At 66.6% G+C, this 19,694-nt stretch carries 16 protein-coding genes; 8 read left to right on the top strand and 8 right to left on the bottom strand.

Annotation, left to right across the window (positions count from 1 at the left end; genetic code table 11):
* Positions 1 to 19: 19 nt before the first annotated feature.
* Positions 20 to 1,507 carry an MFS transporter gene (locus AB6730_RS06630; protein WP_371022869.1) on the bottom strand — a complete coding sequence of 496 codons (1,488 nt, stop codon included), beginning with the start codon at positions 1,505 to 1,507 and terminating at the stop codon, positions 20 to 22.
* Between the two features lie 101 nt (positions 1,508 to 1,608).
* On the opposite strand from AB6730_RS06630, the gene ligA reads away from it, so the two are divergent.
* The 3 genes from ligA to AB6730_RS06615 are packed head-to-tail and all read left to right on the top strand — an operon-like array spanning position 1,609 to position 5,342.
* Entirely contained in the window at positions 1,609 to 4,005 is a 2,397-nt protein-coding gene (gene ligA, locus AB6730_RS06625; RefSeq protein WP_371022868.1) for an NAD-dependent DNA ligase LigA, read from the top strand.
* Entirely contained in the window at positions 4,002 to 4,952 is a 951-nt protein-coding gene (gene epmA, locus AB6730_RS06620; protein WP_371022867.1) for an EF-P lysine aminoacylase EpmA, read from the top strand. The genes ligA and epmA overlap by 4 nt, the downstream gene beginning before the upstream one ends.
* 6 nt (positions 4,953 to 4,958) lie before the next feature.
* On the top strand, positions 4,959 to 5,342 hold the full coding sequence (locus AB6730_RS06615) for a VOC family protein (protein ID WP_371022866.1): 384 nt from the start codon (positions 4,959 to 4,961) through the stop codon (positions 5,340 to 5,342).
* 280 nt (positions 5,343 to 5,622) lie between these two features.
* On the opposite strand, the gene AB6730_RS06610 is transcribed toward AB6730_RS06615, so the two are convergent.
* Positions 5,623 to 6,309, bottom strand: a complete 687-nt coding sequence (locus AB6730_RS06610) for a DUF2461 domain-containing protein (RefSeq protein ID WP_371022865.1) — start codon at positions 6,307 to 6,309, stop codon at positions 5,623 to 5,625.
* Between the two features lie 8 nt (positions 6,310 to 6,317).
* The gene (sbcB, locus tag AB6730_RS06605) at positions 6,318 to 7,742 is read right to left on the bottom strand and encodes an exodeoxyribonuclease I (RefSeq protein ID WP_371022864.1); all 1,425 of its coding nucleotides are present in this window, start codon (positions 7,740 to 7,742) and stop codon (positions 6,318 to 6,320) included.
* A gap of 80 nt (positions 7,743 to 7,822) precedes the next feature.
* On the opposite strand from sbcB, the gene orn reads away from it, so the two are divergent.
* From orn to AB6730_RS06585, 4 genes are all read left to right on the top strand, one after another.
* A complete protein-coding gene (gene orn / locus AB6730_RS06600) occupies positions 7,823 to 8,392 on the top strand; it encodes an oligoribonuclease (protein WP_371022863.1) in 570 nt (189 codons plus the stop codon).
* A 4-nt stretch (positions 8,393 to 8,396) separates the two neighbouring features.
* Complete coding sequence (gene folP / locus AB6730_RS06595) at positions 8,397 to 9,302, top strand: dihydropteroate synthase (RefSeq protein ID WP_371022862.1); 906 nt, start codon at positions 8,397 to 8,399, stop codon at positions 9,300 to 9,302.
* Positions 9,303 to 9,460: 158 nt separating this feature from the next.
* Positions 9,461 to 10,864: a phosphoglucosamine mutase gene (gene glmM, locus AB6730_RS06590; protein WP_371022861.1), complete on the top strand. Its 1,404-nt coding sequence runs from the start codon at positions 9,461 to 9,463 to the stop codon at positions 10,862 to 10,864.
* Between the two features lie 22 nt (positions 10,865 to 10,886).
* Positions 10,887 to 11,822, top strand: a complete 936-nt coding sequence (locus AB6730_RS06585; RefSeq protein ID WP_371022860.1) for an isopenicillin N synthase family dioxygenase — start codon at positions 10,887 to 10,889, stop codon at positions 11,820 to 11,822.
* A gap of 399 nt (positions 11,823 to 12,221) precedes the next feature.
* Here AB6730_RS06585 and AB6730_RS06580 read toward each other — a convergent pair whose 3' ends face one another.
* From AB6730_RS06580 to AB6730_RS06560, 5 genes are all read right to left on the bottom strand, one after another.
* Positions 12,222 to 13,118, bottom strand: a complete 897-nt coding sequence (locus AB6730_RS06580; RefSeq protein WP_371022859.1) for a DMT family transporter — start codon at positions 13,116 to 13,118, stop codon at positions 12,222 to 12,224.
* Between the two features lie 181 nt (positions 13,119 to 13,299).
* Positions 13,300 to 15,483, bottom strand: coding sequence for an AsmA family protein (locus AB6730_RS06575; RefSeq protein WP_371022858.1), 2,184 nt, complete (start codon positions 15,481 to 15,483; stop codon positions 13,300 to 13,302).
* 116 nt (positions 15,484 to 15,599) lie between these two features.
* A complete protein-coding gene (locus AB6730_RS06570) occupies positions 15,600 to 16,352 on the bottom strand; it encodes a siderophore-interacting protein (RefSeq protein ID WP_371022857.1) in 753 nt (250 codons plus the stop codon).
* A complete protein-coding gene (locus tag AB6730_RS06565) occupies positions 16,349 to 16,957 on the bottom strand; it encodes a PadR family transcriptional regulator (protein ID WP_371022856.1) in 609 nt (202 codons plus the stop codon). Before AB6730_RS06565 ends, AB6730_RS06570 begins: the two co-directional genes overlap by 4 nt.
* 94 nt (positions 16,958 to 17,051) lie before the next feature.
* A complete protein-coding gene (locus tag AB6730_RS06560) occupies positions 17,052 to 18,026 on the bottom strand; it encodes a thioredoxin family protein (RefSeq protein WP_371022855.1) in 975 nt (324 codons plus the stop codon).
* Positions 18,027 to 18,144: 118 nt separating this feature from the next.
* Between AB6730_RS06560 and AB6730_RS06555 the strand changes: the two genes are divergently transcribed.
* Positions 18,145 to 19,662 carry a fumarate hydratase gene (locus AB6730_RS06555; RefSeq protein ID WP_371022854.1) on the top strand — a complete coding sequence of 506 codons (1,518 nt, stop codon included), beginning with the start codon at positions 18,145 to 18,147 and terminating at the stop codon, positions 19,660 to 19,662.
* The last annotated feature ends 32 nt before the right edge of the window (positions 19,663 to 19,694 follow it).

Raw genomic sequence — 19,694 nt, 5'->3', positions numbered from 1 at the left:
GTGTCCTTGAGGGTAACCTCTATGAGGCCGTTTCCGCAGCTTTCGCCGAACGGGTATCGCGCAACCGCCCGAAGATCCAGCTCGCGGCGAGGGTGATCAGGCCGAGCACGATCACCGACCAGCGGAAGGCCCAGACGTAGCCCTGGGCATTATGCGAGGCGAGGAAACCGCCCATCAGCAGCGATGCCAGGGCGATGCCGAAGCTCATCGACAGGTACTGCGCGGTCGAGGCCATGGACGAGGCCATGGAGGCGTGTTTCACATCGAGGTCCACGTAGGCCAGCGTGTTCATCGAGGTGTACTGCAGCGACATCACCGCGCCATACACGTAGACGAAGGCGACGATCACCCACGGTGGCGAGTCCGGCGTGAGCAGGGCGAAGGAGCACAGCACCACCGAGACGGCGATGGTGTTGCCCAGCAACAGCCGGCGATAGCCGAAGTAGGTGAGCAGGCGGTCGATGAAGGGCTTGACGCTGATCGAGCCGATCGCCTGCGGCACCATCATCAGGCCGGCGGCAAGCGGCGACCAGCCACAGCCGATCTGCAGGAACAGCACCAGCAGCAGGTACATGCCCGACACGCCCAGGCGCGTGAACAGGTTACCCGCCAGCGACACCCAGACGCTGCGCACCTTCAACAGCGAGAGGTCGCTCACGGGAAATTCGGTGCGCCGGCTGTGGCGCACGTAAAGCGAGGCCAGCGCCACGCCGCCCAGGGCGTATCCGGCGACGGCCAGGCCATGCCCGGCATGCGCGCCGTCGCCGCCGAGCGTTTCCGCCGCCATCAGGCACAAGGCCGAGGCTCCGGCGAAGAGCAGGAAGCCCAACGTGTCGAAGCGGTGCGCGCGGTCGAGACGGTAATCCGGCATTTCCCGGCGGTTGAGCAGCAGGCCGATGATGCCCACGGGCACGTTGATGAGGAAGATCAGGCGCCAGTTGGTGAATTCCACCAGCGCGCCGCCCAGCAACGGGCCGAACACCGAACCGAGCAGGCCGAAGGTGGCCACGGTGGTCATCGAGCTGACGAACTCGCGGCGATCGATGCTGCGCACCAGCACGTAGCGGCCCACCGGCATCAGCGCGGCGCCGCCCAGGCCCTGGACGATCCGCGACGCCACCAGTTGCGGCAGGCTCTGGGCCACGCCACAGAGCAGCGAGCCGAGGGCGAAGACGAGGATCGCGCCGCCGAACACGCGGCGCGTGCCGAAGCGGTCGCACAACCAGGGGCTCATCGGGATGAAGATGGCCAGGGTCAGCACGTAGCTGGTCAGGGCCGTGCGCATGCTCAGCGGCGTCACATCGAGCGCGCCCGCGATGGCGGGTACGGCGGTGTTGACGATCGTCGAGTCCAGCGCCTGCATGAAGAATGCCGCCGAAACGAGCCAGATCAGGCCGCGATAACGCGCCTTGCTGGACGGTTCCGCCGGGGCGAGCGCCGGTCGGTCGGTGGGTAGGGCGTGGACGTCGGTGGGGTCGGGGGCGGCGATGACGTCGTGGGGGGGCATGGCCGATCGATTATAGCCGATGGGAATCTTGCTTTTGCCGCCTCTTCGGCCGACAGTTCAGGGTCGCGTCGGTGACGCGCGCGCCATCACGGACCCTGCACATGCCACAAGCCACCGCCACTGCACCCGCCGAAGCCGTCGAGCGCGCACGGACATTGCGCCGCCTCATCGAGGACGCGAATTATCGCTACCACGTCCTCGACGATCCGGATATCGCCGACGCCGAGTACGACAAGCTCATGCGTGAGCTGGAATCGCTCGAGGCGAATTACGCCGACCTGGCCAGCGACGATTCACCCACGCGCCGGGTCGGCGCGCGCGCCAAGGGTGGCTTCGCCGAGGTGACCCATGCGGTGCCGATGCTCTCGCTGGGCAACGCGTTCGAGCAGGAAGGCGATACCGATCGCGAGAAGTACCGCGAGATCGCGGATTTCGAGCGGCGTATCGAGCACACTCTGGGCCGCAAGAACCCCGTGTTCTCCGTGGAGCCCAAGCTGGACGGCCTCGCGATCAGTCTCCGCTACGAGGACGGCGTCTTCGTGCAAGGCGCCACACGCGGCGACGGGGCGGTGGGCGAGGATGTCACGGCCAACCTCCGCACGGTGAAAGCCATACCCCTGCGCCTGCGTGGCGAAGGGTGGCCGCGCGTGCTGGAGGTGCGCGGCGAGGTCATCATGCCGCGTGCGGCCTTCGAAGCGTTCAACGAACGGGCCCGTGCCGAGGGAGAGCGGCCGCTGGCGAATCCACGCAACGGCGCGGCGGGCTCGCTGCGCCAGCTCGATCCCGCCATCACCGCGAAACGGCCGCTGGCTTTCTTCGCCTACGCGGTGGGCCGCGTCGAGGGCGGCGAATTGCCGGACACGCATTCAGCCACGCTGAAGAAGCTTCGCGAATGGGGCTTCCCCGTATCGCCGGAGGTCTCAACGGCGAAGGGATTCGATGGCCTCCTCGCGTATTTCCACAAGATCGGTGCGAAGCGGGACAGCTTGCCGTACGACATCGATGGCGTGGTCTACAAGCTGGACGACTACGAAGGCCAGCGCGAGATGGGATTCGTCTCGCGCGCGCCGCGCTGGGCCATCGCGCACAAGTATCCCGCGCAGGAGCAGATGACCACGGTGGAGGCGATCGAAATCCAGATCGGCCGCACCGGCGCGGCGACGCCGGTAGCCCGGCTCACGCCGGTGCAGGTCGGCGGCGTCACCGTGACCAACGCGACGCTGCACAATGCCGACCAGGTCGCGCGGCTCGACGTGCGTATCGGGGACACCGTCATCGTGCGCCGCGCCGGCGACGTCATTCCCGAAGTGGCACGCGTGGTCGAAGAGCGCCGCCCGGCGAAGACCGTGCCGTGGAAGATGCCGGCTACGTGCCCGGTGTGTGGTTCCGAATTGCTGCGCGAGGAAGGCGCCGCCGCCTATCGCTGTTCGGGCGGACTCATCTGTGCCGCGCAGCGGAAAGAAGCGCTGATCCATTTCGCCTCGCGCCGGGCCATGGACATCGACGGGCTCGGCGACCGCTTCGTCGACGCCCTGGTCGAGTTCGACATGGTGCACACGCCGGCCGATCTCTACGGACTCACCGTCGAACGTTTCGTGCGGATGAAGACCCTCGCCGACGAACGCGACGGCTCGACGCCGGAAACCGTGAAGCAGGGCAAGGTCGCCACGAAGTGGGCCGAGAACCTGGTGCAGGCCATCGAGGCCAGCAAGCGTTCCACCTTGCCGCGCTTCCTGTTCGCCCTGGGCATCATGCACATCGGCGAAAGCACGGCGAAGACCCTGGCCAACTGGCTGGGTTCGTTGGAACACGTCCGCCATACGCCCGCGCCGGTGTTGCGCGTGCTGCCCGATATCGGCGACGAGGTCGCGACCTCCATCGCCGCCTTCTTCGAACAGGACGGTAACCAGAAGGTGGTGGACGCGTTGCTCGCGGCCGGCATCACCTTCGCCGACGAAGGCGCGCCTTCGCCGAAACTGCGCGATCGCCTGGGGCTGGACGTGCTGCTGGATGCCGCCAAGGTGTCGAAGCTCGGTCCCAAGAGCACGGCCATCCTGGCGAAGCACTACGCGACCCTCGACGCATTGGCGAAGGCCGGCGAGCACCAGTGGATCGTCGCGGGCGTGCCGCAGGCCGCCGCCACCAACCTTTCCGCCTGCCTCGCCGATGGTGAACGGCTGGCCGAATTGCGCCGCGCTGACGATGCCATGCGCAAGCTCGCCGAGGCGTTGCCGGCGAAGGCGGCATCCGCGCTTCCGCTGGAAGGCCTGACCTACGTGATCACCGGGACGATGGAAACCCTCAAGCGCGACGATGCCACGGAACGCCTGGAATCGCTGGGTGCCAAGGTTGCCGGATCGGTATCGAAGAAGACCACCGGCGTGTTCGCTGGCGAGGCGGCGGGTTCCAAGCTCGACAAGGCGAACGAACTCGGCGTACCTGTCTATACCGAGGCCGATCTCGTCGCCTTGCTGCAGGAGCACGGAGTGGCACCGTGAACGACCTGAAGAACCTGCGTCTGCGTGCGGAGACCTATGCCCAGATCCGCGCTTTCTTCGCCTCACGCGAGGTGCTGGAGGTGGAGACGCCGATCCTCTCGGCCGCGGGCAACACCGACCCGAACATCCAGAGCTTCCGCACGCGTTTCAGCGGCCATGTCGACGCCGGTGCGCCCGAACGCTGGCTGCGCACGTCGCCGGAATTTCCCTTGAAGCGCCTGCTCGCCGCCGGCCTGGGCGACTGTTACGAACTGGGCCGGGTGTTCCGCGACGGCGAGGCCGGTGGCCGGCACAATCCCGAGTTCACCATGCTGGAGTGGTACCGCGTGGGGTGGGACGAAGCCAAGCTCGCACGCGAGGTGTTCGACCTGCTCGAGCGCGTGCTGGTGCAGGCGGGCCGTACCTTCGACGTCGTGGAAACCACGTACCGCGGCCTGTTCGGCGATGCGCTCGGTATCGACCCCCTCACGGACCCGCTGGAGCGCTTGCAGGCACCGCTGGCCAGTTCCGGCATCGATCCGGAGGGGCTGGAACGCGACGACTGGCTCGACCTGCTGATGACGCACAAGATCCAGCCTGCGTTTCCGCGCGACCGGATCACGGTCGTGTCCGACTACCCCGCCAGCCAGTGCGCACTGGCGCGCATCCGCGAGGACGATCCACCCGTGGCGAAGCGTTTCGAGGCGTATGTGGGACCGTACGAGGTGGCCAACGGCTACCACGAACTGAACGATCCCGCGGAGCAACGTGCGCGCTTCCAACGCGACAATGCGAAGCGACGGGCGCGTGGCCTGGACGAGGTGCCGATCGACGAGAATCTGCTCGCCGTGCTGGGGCGTATGCCCGATTGCGCCGGCGTGGCGCTCGGTGTCGAGCGGCTGCTGATGGTGCTGGCGCGCACCGATGCGATCGCCGACGTGCTCGCATTTCCTTTTTCGGAGGCGTGACCGCTCATGCTCGAAGCGATTCACCATGTGGCGTTGATCTGTTCGGATTACGCGCGTTCGAAGGCGTTTTACACCGAGGTGCTGGGGCTGAAGGTGATCCACGAGGCTTATCGCGAAGCGCGCGATTCGTGGAAGCTGGACCTGGAGGTGAGTCCTGGCGTGCAGTTGGAGTTGTTTTCGTTCCCGTCGCCGCCGAAACGGCCGTCGCGGCCGGAGGCGCAGGGGCTGCGCCATCTCGCGTTTTCGGTGAGCGATATCGAGGCGGTGGTGGCGACGCTGGGTAAGCGCGGCGTGGTGTGCGAGCCGATTCGTGTCGATGAATATACGGGGCGGCGGTTTACGTTCTTTGCCGATCCGGATGAGCTGCCGATCGAGCTTTACGAGCGCTGAGGGGAGCTGGCCCGCTGCCGCGGGATCGCCGCTGAAGCGGCTCCCACCAGAGCATCCGCTGCCGCGGATCGCCGACAGGGTCGGCTCCCACCATGCCGGCGCCAGTCTGGTGGGTCCCCGGGGTCTAGTGGGCCCTCGGGCCGCTCTGGTGGGAGCCGACCCTGTCGGCGATGCTCTTGCCTCACAGGAACTACCTCAGCAAGCCGCACTACCCCAGCAAGCTCCTGTGGGAGCCGCTTCAGCGGCGATGGTCGCGGCAGCGACCGCCACCCCACCTCAGTCAGAACTCCAACTCCTGCGCCGCACACAAATAATCCACCATCGGCGCCAGCCGCTTGAAGTGGTCCACCACGAACGGCAGCAACTCCGGCGAGCACGCCATCGCCTCATCGAAATCCCGCCCCGCGGCGAAGTTCTTCCGCTTCAGGTCCTCGATCAACTCATGGTTCGCATCGAACCCGCGCGGCGGCCGCGACAGGCTCTCTCCCCAAAACGCGAAGCGCTCCTGGAACGCCTTCCCATGCGTCGCGCGCTTCCACGCCCCAGGATTATCGGCCAGGAACTCGCGCAGCTTCTTCAACACCGGCGGTTCCGGATGCCACATGCCGCCACCGACGAAGCATTCGCCCGGCTGGATATGCAGATAGAACCTCGGTGCCTGGATCTCGTGCCGGCGTTCATGAAAGAAGCGTGCACCCTGCCAACCCTTGTACGGCTGCTTGTCGTTGGCGAACCGTGTATCGCGATGAAGCCGGTACAACGAGCCACCCACCTTGCGCGGATCGGCCCGGAAGTGCGGGCTGATCTTGCCCAGCGGCACGGCGAGGTCGCCGATCAGTGCGAGGAACGGCTCGCGCACGTGGCGCTCGTAGTCGTCCTTGTGATCCTGGAACCACTCGCGGTTGTTGTTGCGGACCAGCGACTTGAAGAAGCGGAAGGTGGCGGGCGTGAAATAGGTCTTTGGCATGGAGGTCGTCAGCGAAGTTCCTGGCCCCAGGCCTCCAGCTCGTCGAGCAGGGCGAGGGGGGCGCCGGGCAGGGCGCGCAGGGTGGCGAGTTCGGCGTCGTAGTCGTCGAGGGTGAGGGTCGTGAGCGGGCCGTGGCGGGTGAGGCGATCGGCGCGGAAGGCTTCCCAGCGCTCGTGTTCCTCGAGGGTGAGTGTCTCCGGCCAGTTGCGCGCACGATAACGGAACAGCAGTTCCGGATAACGGGGATCGCGAAAGTTGAATCGATGCGTGCCGAGTTGCTCCGGCGGCGTGGCGCGTACCTCGGCCAGCAGGCGGCGGTCGGCATCCGGCAGGAAGCCGCCGTACAGCGCCAGCTCGGGGTCTTCCGCCGGTGGCAACGCAGCCGCATGGGCATAGACGCGGCGCAGTTTTTCGGCCAATCCGCTGGCATGGCGCAGGGCGCCGAGATGGCGTTCGACGGCATCCATGTCGAGCCCCAGGCGAGCGTGGTCGGCGCCTTTCAGCACCGACAGCGGTGCCAGCGCCGGCGCCTGGTTCGCGCGGATGGTGCGCAGCGCGATCCGTTCCACGCCTTCCGGCAAGTCCGCGCGCGAGGTGAACACGCGATCGGCGATATCGCCATCGTCCAGCGCGAGCAGGTCGGACGGATCGGCGGTGAGGTCGTAGACGATGATCTCGCCGGCACGCGAGGGATGCGCCGCCAGTGGTGCGACCACGGTCAGGCACTGCCGGCTGGCGGGGTAGCGCGACGACACGTGGACCACGGGCGTCATCGCCGCCACGTCCAGCAGTTCGAAGACACGCTGCTTGCGTCGCAGGGCGAAGTACCAGTCCCACAATTTCGGCTGTTTCTGCCGGATGAGGCGGGCCAGGGCGATCAATGCTTCGACGTCGGAGAGCGCATCGTGCGCGCGCGCCTGCTTCAGCCCGTTTGCCGTGGCGAGGTGCTCCAGCTTGAAACTCGGCGTGCCGTCCTCGCGGGTGGGCCAGACGATGCCTTCCGGACGCAGTGCCTGGCACATGCGAACGAGGTCGATCAGGTCCCAGCGTGAATTGCCGTTTTCCCACTCCCGGCCATAGGGGTCGTAGAAGTTCCGGTACAGCAGGTGGCGGGTGAATTCGTCGTCGAATCGCAGCGAGTTGTAGCCGACCGTGCAGGTGCCGGGCAGGGCGAGCTGCTCGTGGACCGCCGCGGCGAAGGTGGCTTCCTTCAGGCCCTCGCGCTCGGTCAGCTGGGGCGCGATGCCGGTGACGAGGCAGGCGGCCGGTTGCGGGGGCATGTCGCGCGGCGGCTTGCAGTAGATCATCACCGGCTCGCCGACCACTTCGAGGTTGGCGTCGGTGCGGATGCCGGCGAACTGGCTGGGACGGTCCCGCCGGGGATCGGTGCCAAAGGTTTCGTAGTCGTGCCAGAAGAAGGTCGGTTCGGCCATCGAACGATGATCTCACGTTCCGGTGCTCCTGCAGGCCAGGGGCCTCGCGGGTTAGACTTCGCGGTACCAAAGGAGCGCCCATGACGCCAGCGAACGAAGACAACCTCATCTGGATCGATCTGGAAATGACCGGCCTGGATACGGATAACGATTCCATCCTAGAAATCGCCACCATCGTGACGGACAAGGATCTGAACGTGCTCGCCGAGGGACCGGTCTTCGCCATCTCGCATGCGGACGCCCGTCTGCAGCAGATGGACGCGTGGAATCGCAACCAGCACATGCGCTCGGGCCTGTGGGGGCGTTCGGTGGAATCGGATACCTCGCCCGAGCAGGCCGAGGAAGCCACCATCGCCTTCCTCCGCGAGTGGGTGCCCGCCGGCAAGTCGCCGATGTGCGGCAATTCCATCTGCCAGGATCGCCGTTTCCTGCACCGCGAGATGCCGAAGCTGGAGCGCTACTTCCACTACCGCAACCTCGACGTCTCCACCCTCAAGGAACTGTCGCGGCGCTGGTCGCCGGAGATCGTCCGCGGCTTCGCCAAGGATTCGGCGCACACCGCGCTTTCCGACATCCGCGATTCCATCGACGAGCTGCGCTACTACCGCCATTTCATGGGCGCGCTCGGCGGCCAGCAGCAGCCAGGTTGACCCCATGAATACCGATCCCTTCGCCACGGTGCTCGACTGCAACGGCCGCGCCCTGGTGCTCGACCGGCCACGCGTGGTCGGCATCGTCAACGTCACGCCGGACTCGTTCTCGGATGGCGGCCGGCACGGCACCCTGGAAGCCGCCTACGCGCATGCGATGAAGCTGGCGGAAGAGGGCGCGGACATGCTCGACATCGGCGGCGAGTCCACCCGCCCGGGTGCCGATGAGGTGTCGGTGGAGGAAGAGATCCGCCGCGTGGTGCCGCTGATCGAACGCCTCGCGGCAGGCACGACGCTGCCGTTATCCATCGATACCTCGAAGCCCGAGGTGATGCGTGCCGCCGTCGGCGCGGGCGCGGGCATGATCAACGACGTGTACGCGCTTCGCCGCGAAGGTGCGCTGGATACCGCCGCCGAACTGCGGGTGCCGGTCTGCCTCATGCACATGCAGGGTGAACCGCGGACGATGCAGGACGCACCGGACTACGACGACGTGGTCGGCGACGTCCATCGTTTCCTGACCGACCGGCTGTTCTCCTGCGAGCTGGCGGGTATCGAGCGGCGCAAGGTGCTGGTCGATCCCGGCTTCGGATTCGGCAAGAACCTCGAGCACAACCTGGCCCTGCTGCGGGCGATGTCACGCTTCGCCGAACTCGGCGCGGGCGCCTACGCCGGCGTCTCGCGCAAGGGCATGATCGGTGCCATGACCGGCCGGCAGGACCCGTCGGCCCGGGTGCACGGCTCGGTCGCCGCGGCCTTGATCGCCGTGCAGCACGGCGCCGTGATGGTCCGCGTCCACGACGTGGCCCCCACCGTCGACGCCCTGGCGGTCTGGGCCGCCGTCAAAGCCGGTGACACCGTCCCTCGCCACGACAAACCCTCGATGCCCCGCTGGCCCGACGACGACTGACCCCCAGGTGCGGCGGCCCCACGCCCCGATGACAACGCGCCCCTGTGGGAGCCGACTTCGTCGGCGATAGCCCCACCAGCCGGCTAGCCCTTCCGGGCTATCCGGCACTTCCAGCCCACCGGAGTATCCTTTGCCGATCCTGCAAGGACGATAAGACCATGAGTGAACGCAAGTATTTCGGCACCGACGGCATCCGGGGCCACGTCGGCACCTACCCGATCAGCGCGGATTTCATCCTCCGCCTGGGCCGCGCCGCCGGTGCCGTGCTGGCGCGCCGCCGCGCCGCCGACCGTCGTGGCGCCACCGCCGGCCCTGACCGCCGCGACCACAGCCGCAAGGTCACCGTGGTGATCGGCAAGGACACCCGCGTGTCCGGTTACATGTTCGAATCCGCGCTGGAAGCCGGCCTGGTCGCCTCCGGTGCCGACGTGCGCCTGCTCGGCCCGATGCCGACGCCCGCCGTCGCCTTCCTCACCCGCTCGCTGCGGGCGGATGCGGGCATCGTCATCAGCGCGTCGCACAACCCGCACCAGGACAACGGCATCAAGTTCTTCTCCGGCCAGGGCGAAAAGCTCGACGACGAACTGGAAGCCGAGATCGAGGCCGAGATCGAGGCCGATTTCGTCACCGTGGCCTCGGACGCGCTGGGCAAGGCCAGCCGCATCGACGACGCCGTGACCCGCTATGCCGAGTTCTGCAAATCCACCGTGGCCGATGAGTTCTCGCTCCGCGGCCTGAGTGTCGTGCTCGACTGCGCGCACGGTGCCACGTACCAGGTGGCGCCGAAGGTGTTCCGCGAACTGGGCGCCGAGGTCTCGACCATCGGTACCGAACCGGACGGCCTGAACATCAACCGCGGCGTGGGTTCCACCGATCCCGCCGCACTCGCCGCGGCCGTGGTCGCGCGCGGCGCGGACCTCGGCATCGCCTTCGACGGCGACGGCGACCGCGTGCGCGTGGTCGATGCCGACGGCACCGTCACCGATGGCGACGACATGCTGTACGTCATCGCCCGGCACTGGAAGCGTCGCGCCGCCTTGCCCGGGCCCGTGGTCGGCACCCTGATGAGCAACTACGGCCTGCAGCGCGCGCTCAAGGCCATGGACATTCCCTTCGTCCGCGCCAACGTGGGCGATCGCTACGTATTGCAGCAATTGAAGGAACATGGCGGCGTCCTCGGTGGCGAGACCTCCGGCCATGTGCTGTGCCTGGACCGCTTCACCACGGGCGACGGCATCGTCGCGGCGCTGGCCCTGCTCGAAGCGTTGGCCGATGCCGGCGAGACCTTCGCCGAGGCCAGGGCCGGCCTGGTCAAGTTGCCGCAGACGATGCTCAACGTGCGGGTCGAGGGTGCCAAGGCGGCGCTCGGCACGTCCACGGTGAAGCAGGCGCTGGCCGAGGTGGAAGCCGCGCTGGAAGGCCGTGGCCGGGTGGTCCTGCGCGCTTCCGGCACGGAACCCCTCGTGCGCGTGACGATCGAGGCCGCCGACGCGGCCGAGGTGGAACGGCTGGCGGCGCAGCTGGCCGACGCCGTAAAATCGGCGGCCCAGGCCACGGCCTGACCCTCCGACCAGCGGACACAGCATGAAGAAGGTTCCCACCCTCGATATCCGTCGCTACGACACCGACCGCGAAGCCTTCGTGGCCGAGTTGGGCGCGGCCTACCGAGAATTCGGTTTCTGCTGCATCAGCGGACACGGCATCGCGAAAGAGGCCATCGACGGCGCGTACGACGCCTTCAAGCGCTTCTTCGCCTTGCCGGACGAGACCAAGCGCAAGTACCACATCCCCGGGGGCGGTGGCGCGCGGGGCTACACGCCGTTCAAGGTGGAAACCGCCAAGGACAGCAAGTTCGCGGATCTCAAGGAGTTCTGGCATATCGGCCGCGAGATCCCGCGCGATTCGAAGTTCGCCGACGTGATGCCGCCCAACGTGTGGCCGGCCGAAGTGCCGGACTTCAAGGAACATGGCTACGGGCTGTACGAAGCCCTGGACCAGCTCGGCGCCCGCGTGCTGCGCGCCCTGGCCCTGCACATCGATCTGCCGGAGCGTTTCTTCGACGACAAGATCGACTCGGGCAACTCGATCCTGCGCCCGATCCATTACCCGCCGATCGAACAGGCCGACGTGCCGAACGTGCGCGCCGGTGCGCACGAGGACATCAACTTCATCACGCTGCTGGTCGGCGCGAGCGCCGAAGGCCTGGAAGTGCTCACGCGGGAAGGCGACTGGCTGCCGATCACCACCGAGGGCGACGCCATCGTGGTCAACATCGGCGACATGCTCCAGCGCCTGACCAACCACGTATACCCGTCCACCACCCACCGCGTGACCAATCCGCCGAACGAGAACGCGCGCAAGCCGCGCTATTCCGTACCGTTCTTCCTGCACCCGAACCCCGACGTGGTGCTCGACGTGCTGCCGTCCTGCGTCACGCCGGACAACCCGAAGCGCTACCCGGAGCCGATCACGGCACACGAGTACCTTCAGGAACGTCTGCGCGAGATCAAGCTGATCTGATCGCGTCTTAGCGGGTTTTTCACCGGGAGGGGGAGAGCATCCACCCTCCCGGTTCCGTTTCCGGAGTCACCAGTGACACCCTCACGCCCGCCTTCGCGAGCCAAGCGCTCGTCGCCCCGTAAAAAATCCGCCGTCCGTTCGGCGGCCCAACGCACGCGCCGCCAGCGCACCGTACGCGCCCGCGGCCGCGCCTGACGCCCCGAGAGACAGAGGTAGAGCCAACTCTGATGGAAGCCGACCCTGTCGACCTGGTGGGAGCCGACCTTGTCGGCGATCCCGCGGCAGCGGGCCAGACTGAGGCAAGCACCCATCGCCGACAAGGTCGGCCTCCACCTGGAGCTAGCTCACTGCCGTCTCGGAGGGACTCAAACCTCAAACCTTGATGCTCCTAACCGAGCATCACGGCGCCACGAGATCCGCCGCTTCCGCCTTTTCCCCACGATGCAGCCACGGATGCGCGAACACGGCGCCAAGGATGACCGCCACGCCAGCATAGAACGTCCAGCCCAATTCGCGCTGTTCACCCAGCAACGGAATCGCCAGGACGATCGCGTACACCGGCTCCAGGTTCGTCACCATCTGTGTCGCAAACGCGGAAAGGTGCCGCAGCGCAGCCAGCGCCAATGCGAAGGGCAACAGCGTGCAGCCATAGGCGAGCACGAGCATCAGCGCGCCATCGTGCATATCGGGCAGTACGAACGCCGGCGAGGCGAGGAAGGGAGCCAGCGCGGTGAGGAACAACGTGCCGGTGCCGAGTTCAACGCAGGTCACGGTCAAGGCGTCGGCCCTGTCGACCAGGCGCTTGTTCAACGCGCTGAAGAAGGCCACGAACAGTGCAGAGAGCACGCCGATGGCGAGACCCAGGCGCATGTCGCCGGGAAGCCCTCCAGCCACCAATGCCACGCCCGGCACCACCGCCGCGCCGATCAGCAATTCGCGTGGATCGAAACGGCGCCCCGCCACCCAGGGTTCGACGATCGCGAGGAAGATCGGGCACAGCGCGATGCACGTGGCGGCGACGGATGCGTTGGCGAGCTTGATGGCACCGTAGAAGGTGAGCCAGTGCAGCGCCACGATCACGCCGACACCGGCATAGGAGAACAGCAGGCGTCGCGGCATCGCGCGCAGTTCGCGCCAGACTTTCGGCACGCAGAGCAGGGTGCCTGACACAAGAAGCATGCGCCACCACACCAGCGGCAGCGCGGGCAGGGTGATCAACTTGCCGAGGATGGCGGTAAAGCCCCAGAGCAGGACGCAGAAGTGGATCTGCAGGTGGGCTTTGCGGGAGGGAGACATCGGTAGAGCTTGCCCGAAGGCGGGGGCGTTTTACAGGAGGGTGCACCAGCGGGAGGGTGCACCGGTGGGAGGGTGCACCGGCGATGTGGGAGCCGCTTCAGCGGCGATCCCGCGGCAGCGGGCCAGGTTGCGGCAAGCACCCATCGCCGCTGAAGCGGCTCCCACAGTAGTGCAGTCGGGATCAGCCGCGCGCCTTTCCAGCGACAGGGGCCTTCCCGGCGGGCGACGCCTTCCCGGCTGCCGGAGCCTTCGGTGGATTCCTGCGCAGGTCATCCAGCAGCGGCTTGCACTGCGTCGCGTCCGCCTTGCCGCTTTCCGGAACCACCAGGGCGGCCAGCGCCGCGACCGGCGCGGCGAACACCGCCAGCGCCACCGCGCCGCCGCCGCGCAGGATCAACGGACCGGCATGCACGCCCGGCGCGGGGTCCTTGAACGTGCCATGCACGTATAACGGCGAGCGCAGCGAGAACAGCCGGAAGCCCTTCGTATGCGGCACGATGTCGAGGTTGATCTTCTCGTCGCGGAAGTTGATGTCACCAGTGACGTTGATGAGCGCCTTCTCGGTATCGAAGGCGAACAGCCGCGACTCCATCACGCCGTTGGTCGAGACCAGGTCGGCAGCCATGCAGTTGATCTTCACCACCTCGTCGCCGAACAATTTGGTGACCGCGTAGCTGCCGACGTTCAACCCCGCCAGTTCCAGCAGCGAGCCGCTGATCGCGCCGTCGTTGATGAGCAGCTTCACCTCGCCGTTCGAACTGCCCAACAAGGCAGCTGGGGAATTCCCGGTAGCGGTCAGCGACGCATCGCCGTTCATCTCGCCGAAGCTCGTCTGCATCGGTGCGAAGGTCGGGAAAAGTTCTTTCAGCTTGAGGTGGCGCGCGCCAAGGTTGAAGCCGCCCCGCATGGGCGTCTTCGACCCGTCCAGGCGGATGTTGCTGCCCACGGTGCCGCCCGCGACGCCGAACTTCAGCGGATCGAGGACCAGCACGGAATCCTTCAGCACCAGGTGGGTCGAGAGGTTGTCGATCGGCAGGCGCTCGCCGTGGACGATCTTGACGCCGGTGAACTGCACATCGGCGTCCATCGTGTTCCAGCGGTCCGTCTTGAACGGCTCCACGGGCAATACCTTGTCCGCCGGTTGCTTCACCGAGTCGCCGCGTTGTGCCTTTTCCTCGTTGGAGCCGCCGCCGATCAGCGGCGCCAGATCGCTGAAGAGCAACTGGTTGGACTTCAGCTTGCCGGTGAGGCTCGGGCGCTGGCCGCCGGTGTTGAAGACGAGGCTTCCGCCGAGATCGCTGCCGCCGACGCGGCCGGTGAAGTTCTCGTAGGTGTAGACGCTCGCGCCCTTCTTCAGGTTGGCCTTGAGGTGACCTTCGGTGGCAAACGGCGGTGTATCCGGCAGGGTCACGCCGGTAAGGTCGTAGAGGTGGGACATGCTCGTGCCGGAGAACCAAAGGCGCACGTCGAGCGCGCCCATGTTCAGCGGATCGGTGAGCGTGCCCACGAAGGCGATGCGCGTGTCGCCGAAGCGCGCATCGGCCTGCACCGGGAAGGGCCGGTTGGCATCCCGCAGCGCCAGCACGCCGCCGGTGCGCGCCTTGGCCGCAACGGTCGACTTCTTGTACGTGCCCTTGGCGTCCCAGGCGAAGTAGTAGATCTGCTTCTTCTTGGTTTCGTCCTGGCGGTCCTTTTCGTCGGCGTCGCTCCTGGACATCGCCTTGGCGCTGGCCCCGGTGATCTTGTTGGCCTGCGCGCGCGAATCCTTCTCCTGCTGCGCCATGATCTCGTCGAAGGGAATGCCCTTGCCGAGCGGCGTCACGTCGATGCCCATGACGATCTGGTTCGTCGCGTCGGAGAAGTCGATATGGCCCTTGTCGAAGGCGATGGCATTGAGTTCGAGCTGCCATTCGGACGGACCGGTGCTTTCAGGAAGCTTGAAGGTCCAGGTGTTGTCGCCGTTCTTCACGCGTTCCAAGGCGATCTGCGGCTGGCCGAGGCGGATCTCCGGCACGACGATGTGGCGAGCGATGAGCGGGAAGGGCGAAAGGCGGAAGTCCAGCGTGGCCAGCGTGGCGAACTGCTTCGACTTCGCCCAGTCGGGATTGGCCACGGTGATGTCGCGCGCGGTGAAGTGCGGCCATGGCATGAGCCCGACGAGCCCACCTTCACCGGGCTCGCGCGACCAGTGTGCCGAAAGGTCGCCATTGATCGCGAAGGGGCGGCCGATCGCCTCGGAGACCTTCTCGTTGATGGTGGGCTTCAACCGGTTCCAGTCGAAGAAGGCGATGAACAGCACGAGCGCCACGATGAGCAGGATCAGGATCCCGAGTACCCACGCCAGAATTTTCCTGCCTCGCCGCATCGTGCCGCCTCCGCTCCTGCAACGGGTCCAGAGTTAACCTGAAGCCCGACAAGGTTATGTGTTCTTGGGAGGTGAAGATTAAGCGAGGTGGAGCTGGCGTGAGTACCCGGGAACGATCAATCGGCCTGCCAGTAGCCCGTGGCCTTGACCCAATCCTTGTCGATATTCCGTTCCTCGACCAGCAGCGAGCGTAGCGCGCGGGCGCGTTTGGACTCCGTCGCCACCCACCAGAACGTGTCGCCCGCGGGGATCGGCAGCGCGGCCAACGCCTCGTCGAGGCTTGGCGATTCGCCGGCGACGAACCAGCGGACATCGCGCTTCAACGCCTGCCGTTCCTCGTCGGAAACGATCTCGGCGAGCACGGTCACCGGCGTGGACTCCGGCATTTCCTCGAGCCATCGACCGATCGCGGGCAGGGCGGTCGCGTCGCCGACGAGCACGTAGTGGTCGAAATCATCCGGCACGATCATCGAGCCGCGCGGACCGCCGACGCCGAGGGTGTCGCCCAGCTTGACGTTTTCCGCCCAGGTGGATGCGGGGCCTTCACCGTGCAGGACGAAGTCGATGTCGAGCTCGTTGCGCGAGGCGTCGTAGCGGCGCGGCGTGTAGTCGCGAGCGGGTGATGCCTCGACACCTTCGGGATAGACGGGGCCATCGGGACCGAGCGTGGGCGGATTGATCGAGCCGTCGGACACGGGGAAGAACAGCTTGACGTGGTCGTCGGGCGAGGCGGAAACGAAGCCTTCAAGGTCCGTGCCGGCAAGCGTCACGCGCACCATGTGCGGCGTGAGGCGCCGCACATGGACCACGTCGAGCCGGCGCATCTTCAGCGCGTGGCGCACGCGCGTGATCGCATGGCGTTCGCTCATCCCTGGCGCTCCGCGACCGCCTTCGCGGCGGCTTCGATCACCTTGGCGACTCGCTTCATCTCGGCGTCGTCCCAGGCCTTGTGATGGTTCATCAGCTGGTGCTTGAGCACATGCATGGCCTCGCGCACGGGATTGGGCACGGTCATGCGGCGCATGTGCCGGGACATCACCTGCAGGCGTTCGGTGAGGGCGTCCAGGCTGTCGCGGTTCTCGGCGAGGAAGGCGCGGCCGGTGTCGGTGATGGCGTAGAGCTTCTTGCCACCGGTCTCGGCTTCGACGCGGGCGTAACCCAGTTCTTCGAGCATGGTGAGGGTCGGGTAGACCGCGCCAGGGCTGGGGCTGTACTGGCCTTCGAACATTTCCTCGATGGTGCGGATCAGTTCGTAGCCGTGACGGGGTTGTTCCTCGATGAGGGCGAGCAGGAGCAGGCGCAGGTCGCCGGTGCCGAACATGCGGCCGCCGAAACGCCCGCCGCCGCGTCCGCCGCGCATGCCGTCACGGTCGTCGAAACCGAAAGGGCCGCCGCCGAAACGGCCGCCACCGCCGCGTCCGATGGCGGCGAGATGCTCGTGGAAACGGTGCTGGGCGTGGTGGAAAAAGTGCATGGGTGTTCTCCGATATATCGTACGTAGTGGTCGTACGATATATCTTAAGAAACACTCTTGCAAGAGCGAATCGCGGACCCTGTCGGCGATGCTCTTACCCGAAGGTGAAGGTGAACGCGTGGAAATTGGCCTTCGGAATCCGAATCGTCAGCACGTGATCCTTGTAATCGTCCGCGCTGTACAACGTGTACAGCTGCGACGCCTGCACCGTCACCGGCGCCTGCGGCTTGCCGTCGACCAACACCTCGACCGTCACCGGATCGTTCGCGCTGGCGACCATGTGCACCTTCTTCGCCTTGAAATGCAGGCGGATCTCGCCATTGGCACCGACGAGGCTGGCGTTGTCGCGGCCGATCTCCCAGCGGCCCACCAGGGCGAACTGGTTGAGTTCCAGCCGCGACGGCGCCGTGAAGTCACGCGTGCCTTTATCCGAGCCTTCCGGACTCGCGTTGTTCTTGCTGCGGTCGCTGCCGAAGTACATCTCCGGCGAGCCCAGCTGGTTGAAATCCGGGGCGTCCTTGTCGCCGCCGGCGGTCTTCTCGTCCGTCAGGCGCGGCAGGCCGAGCAGGGTGCGGATGGCGTTCTCCATCTCCATGTAGTTGCCCTCGCCGAAGTGGTGGGCGACGACGTTGCCGCGCTGGTCGACCAGGTATTCCGCCGGCCAGTACTGGTTGTCCCAGGCGTCCCAGGTTTCCAGGTCGTTGTCCTGGGCCACGGGGTAGCGGATGCCGTAGCGCTTGATGGCGTCGCGCACGTTGCCTTCCTGTTTCTCGAAGGGGAACTCCGGCGAGTGCACGCCGACGATCACCAGGCCCTTGTCCTTGTACTGGTCGTACCAGCGGGTGACGTGGGGCAGGGTGCGCAGGCAGTTGATGCAGGAATAAGCCCAGAAATCGATCAAAACCACCTTGCCCCGCAACTGGCGCATGGTCAGCGGCTTGGAGTTCTGCCAGGCGGCGATGCCGGCGAATTCGGGAGCGGTCTGGGCGGCCGCCACGGGCCGCGCGATGCCCAGGGCGGTGGCGGCGAGGGCGCAGGCGAAGAGGGCGATGCGAAACGGGTGGCGCATGGGAACTCCGTGGTTCTCGGGGGTGCCTGGAACAGACCGGCCGGGGCTCCGGCACCTTACACCGGCCGGGTGCGCTAAAATCGCCGTTTTGCCAGCCTCGCGAGCCAGCCGCAGCGCCATGACCTCGATCAAGCAGGACGACCTCATCACCAGCGTCGCCGACGCCCTCCAGTACATCTCGTACTACCACCCGGTGGACTACATCCGGAACCTCTCCGCCGCCTACGAGCGCGAAGAGTCCCCGGCGGCGAAGGACGCCATCGCGCAGATCCTGATCAATTCGCGCATGTGCGCCGAAGGGCACCGGCCGATCTGCCAGGACACCGGCATCGTCACCGTCTTCCTCAAGGTGGGCATGAACGTGCGCTGGGACGACGCCACCATGGGCGTCGAGGACATGGTCAACGAGGGCGTGCGCCGCGCCTACAACCATCCGGACAACAAGCTGCGCGCCTCGGTGCTGGCCGACCCGGCGGGCAAGCGGATGAACACGCGCGACAACACGCCGGCCGTGGTCAACGTCTCCATCGTCCAGGGCGACAAAGTGGACGTGATCGTCGCCGCGAAGGGCGGCGGGTCGGAAGCGAAATCCAAGTTCGCCATGCTCAACCCGTCCGATTCGATCGTCGACTGGGTGCTGAAGACGGTGCCGACGATGGGTGCCGGCTGGTGCCCGCCGGGCATGCTCGGCATCGGCATCGGTGGCACCGCCGAGAAGGCGATGCTGCTGGCGAAGGAGGCGCTGATGGAGCCGATCGACATCGTCGACCTGATCGCACGCGGGCCGTCGAATCGCGCCGAGGAGTTGCGCCTGGAGCTGTACGAGAAGGTCAACGCGCTGGGTATCGGTGCGCAGGGGCTCGGTGGCCTGACCACCGTGCTCGACATCAAGGTGAAGGATTACCCGACCCACGCGGCGAACCTGCCGGTGGCGATGATTCCCAACTGCGCCGCCACGCGCCATGCGCATTTCGTGCTCGACGGCTCCGGTCCGGTCGCGCTCGATCCGCCGTCGCTGGAAGACTGGCCGAAGCTCACCTACGACGCCTCCAAGGGCCGCCGGGTGAACCTCGACACGATCACCCGCGAGGAAGTGCAGAGCTGGAAGCCGGGCGAGACCATCCTGCTCAACGGCAAGCTGCTCACGGGTCGCGATGCCGCGCACAAGCGCATGATCGACATGTTGAACCGCGGCGAGACGCTGCCGGTCGATTTCACCAACCGCTTCATCTACTACGTCGGCCCGGTCGATCCGGTACGCGATGAAGTGGTGGGTCCCGCCGGCCCGACCACGGCCACGCGCATGGACAAGTTCACCCGGCAGATGCTGGAGTCCACCGGGTTGCTGGGCATGGTCGGCAAGTCCGAGCGTGGTCCGGCGGCGATCGAGGCGATCCGCGATAACAAGGCGGTATACCTGATGGCCGTGGGCGGCTCGGCCTACCTCGTGTCGAAGGCGATCAAGGCCTCGCGTGTGCTGGCCTTCGAGGACCTGGGCATGGAGGCGATCTACGAGTTCGAGGTGAAGGACATGCCGGTGACGGTCGCCGTCGACAGTGCCGGTACGTCGGTGCATGAGACGGGGCCGAAGGAGTGGCGGTCGAAGATCGGGAAGATTCCGGTTGTGGTTGTTTGATGGTGTTGGGGTGGGGGTGAGGCGGCGGGCCG

Origin of the sequence: Luteibacter sp. RCC_6_2 (genome assembly GCF_041360655.1) — a bacterium.
Lineage (GTDB): Bacteria > Pseudomonadota > Gammaproteobacteria > Xanthomonadales > Rhodanobacteraceae > Luteibacter.
This window is presented reverse-complemented; position numbering and strand designations above follow the sequence as displayed.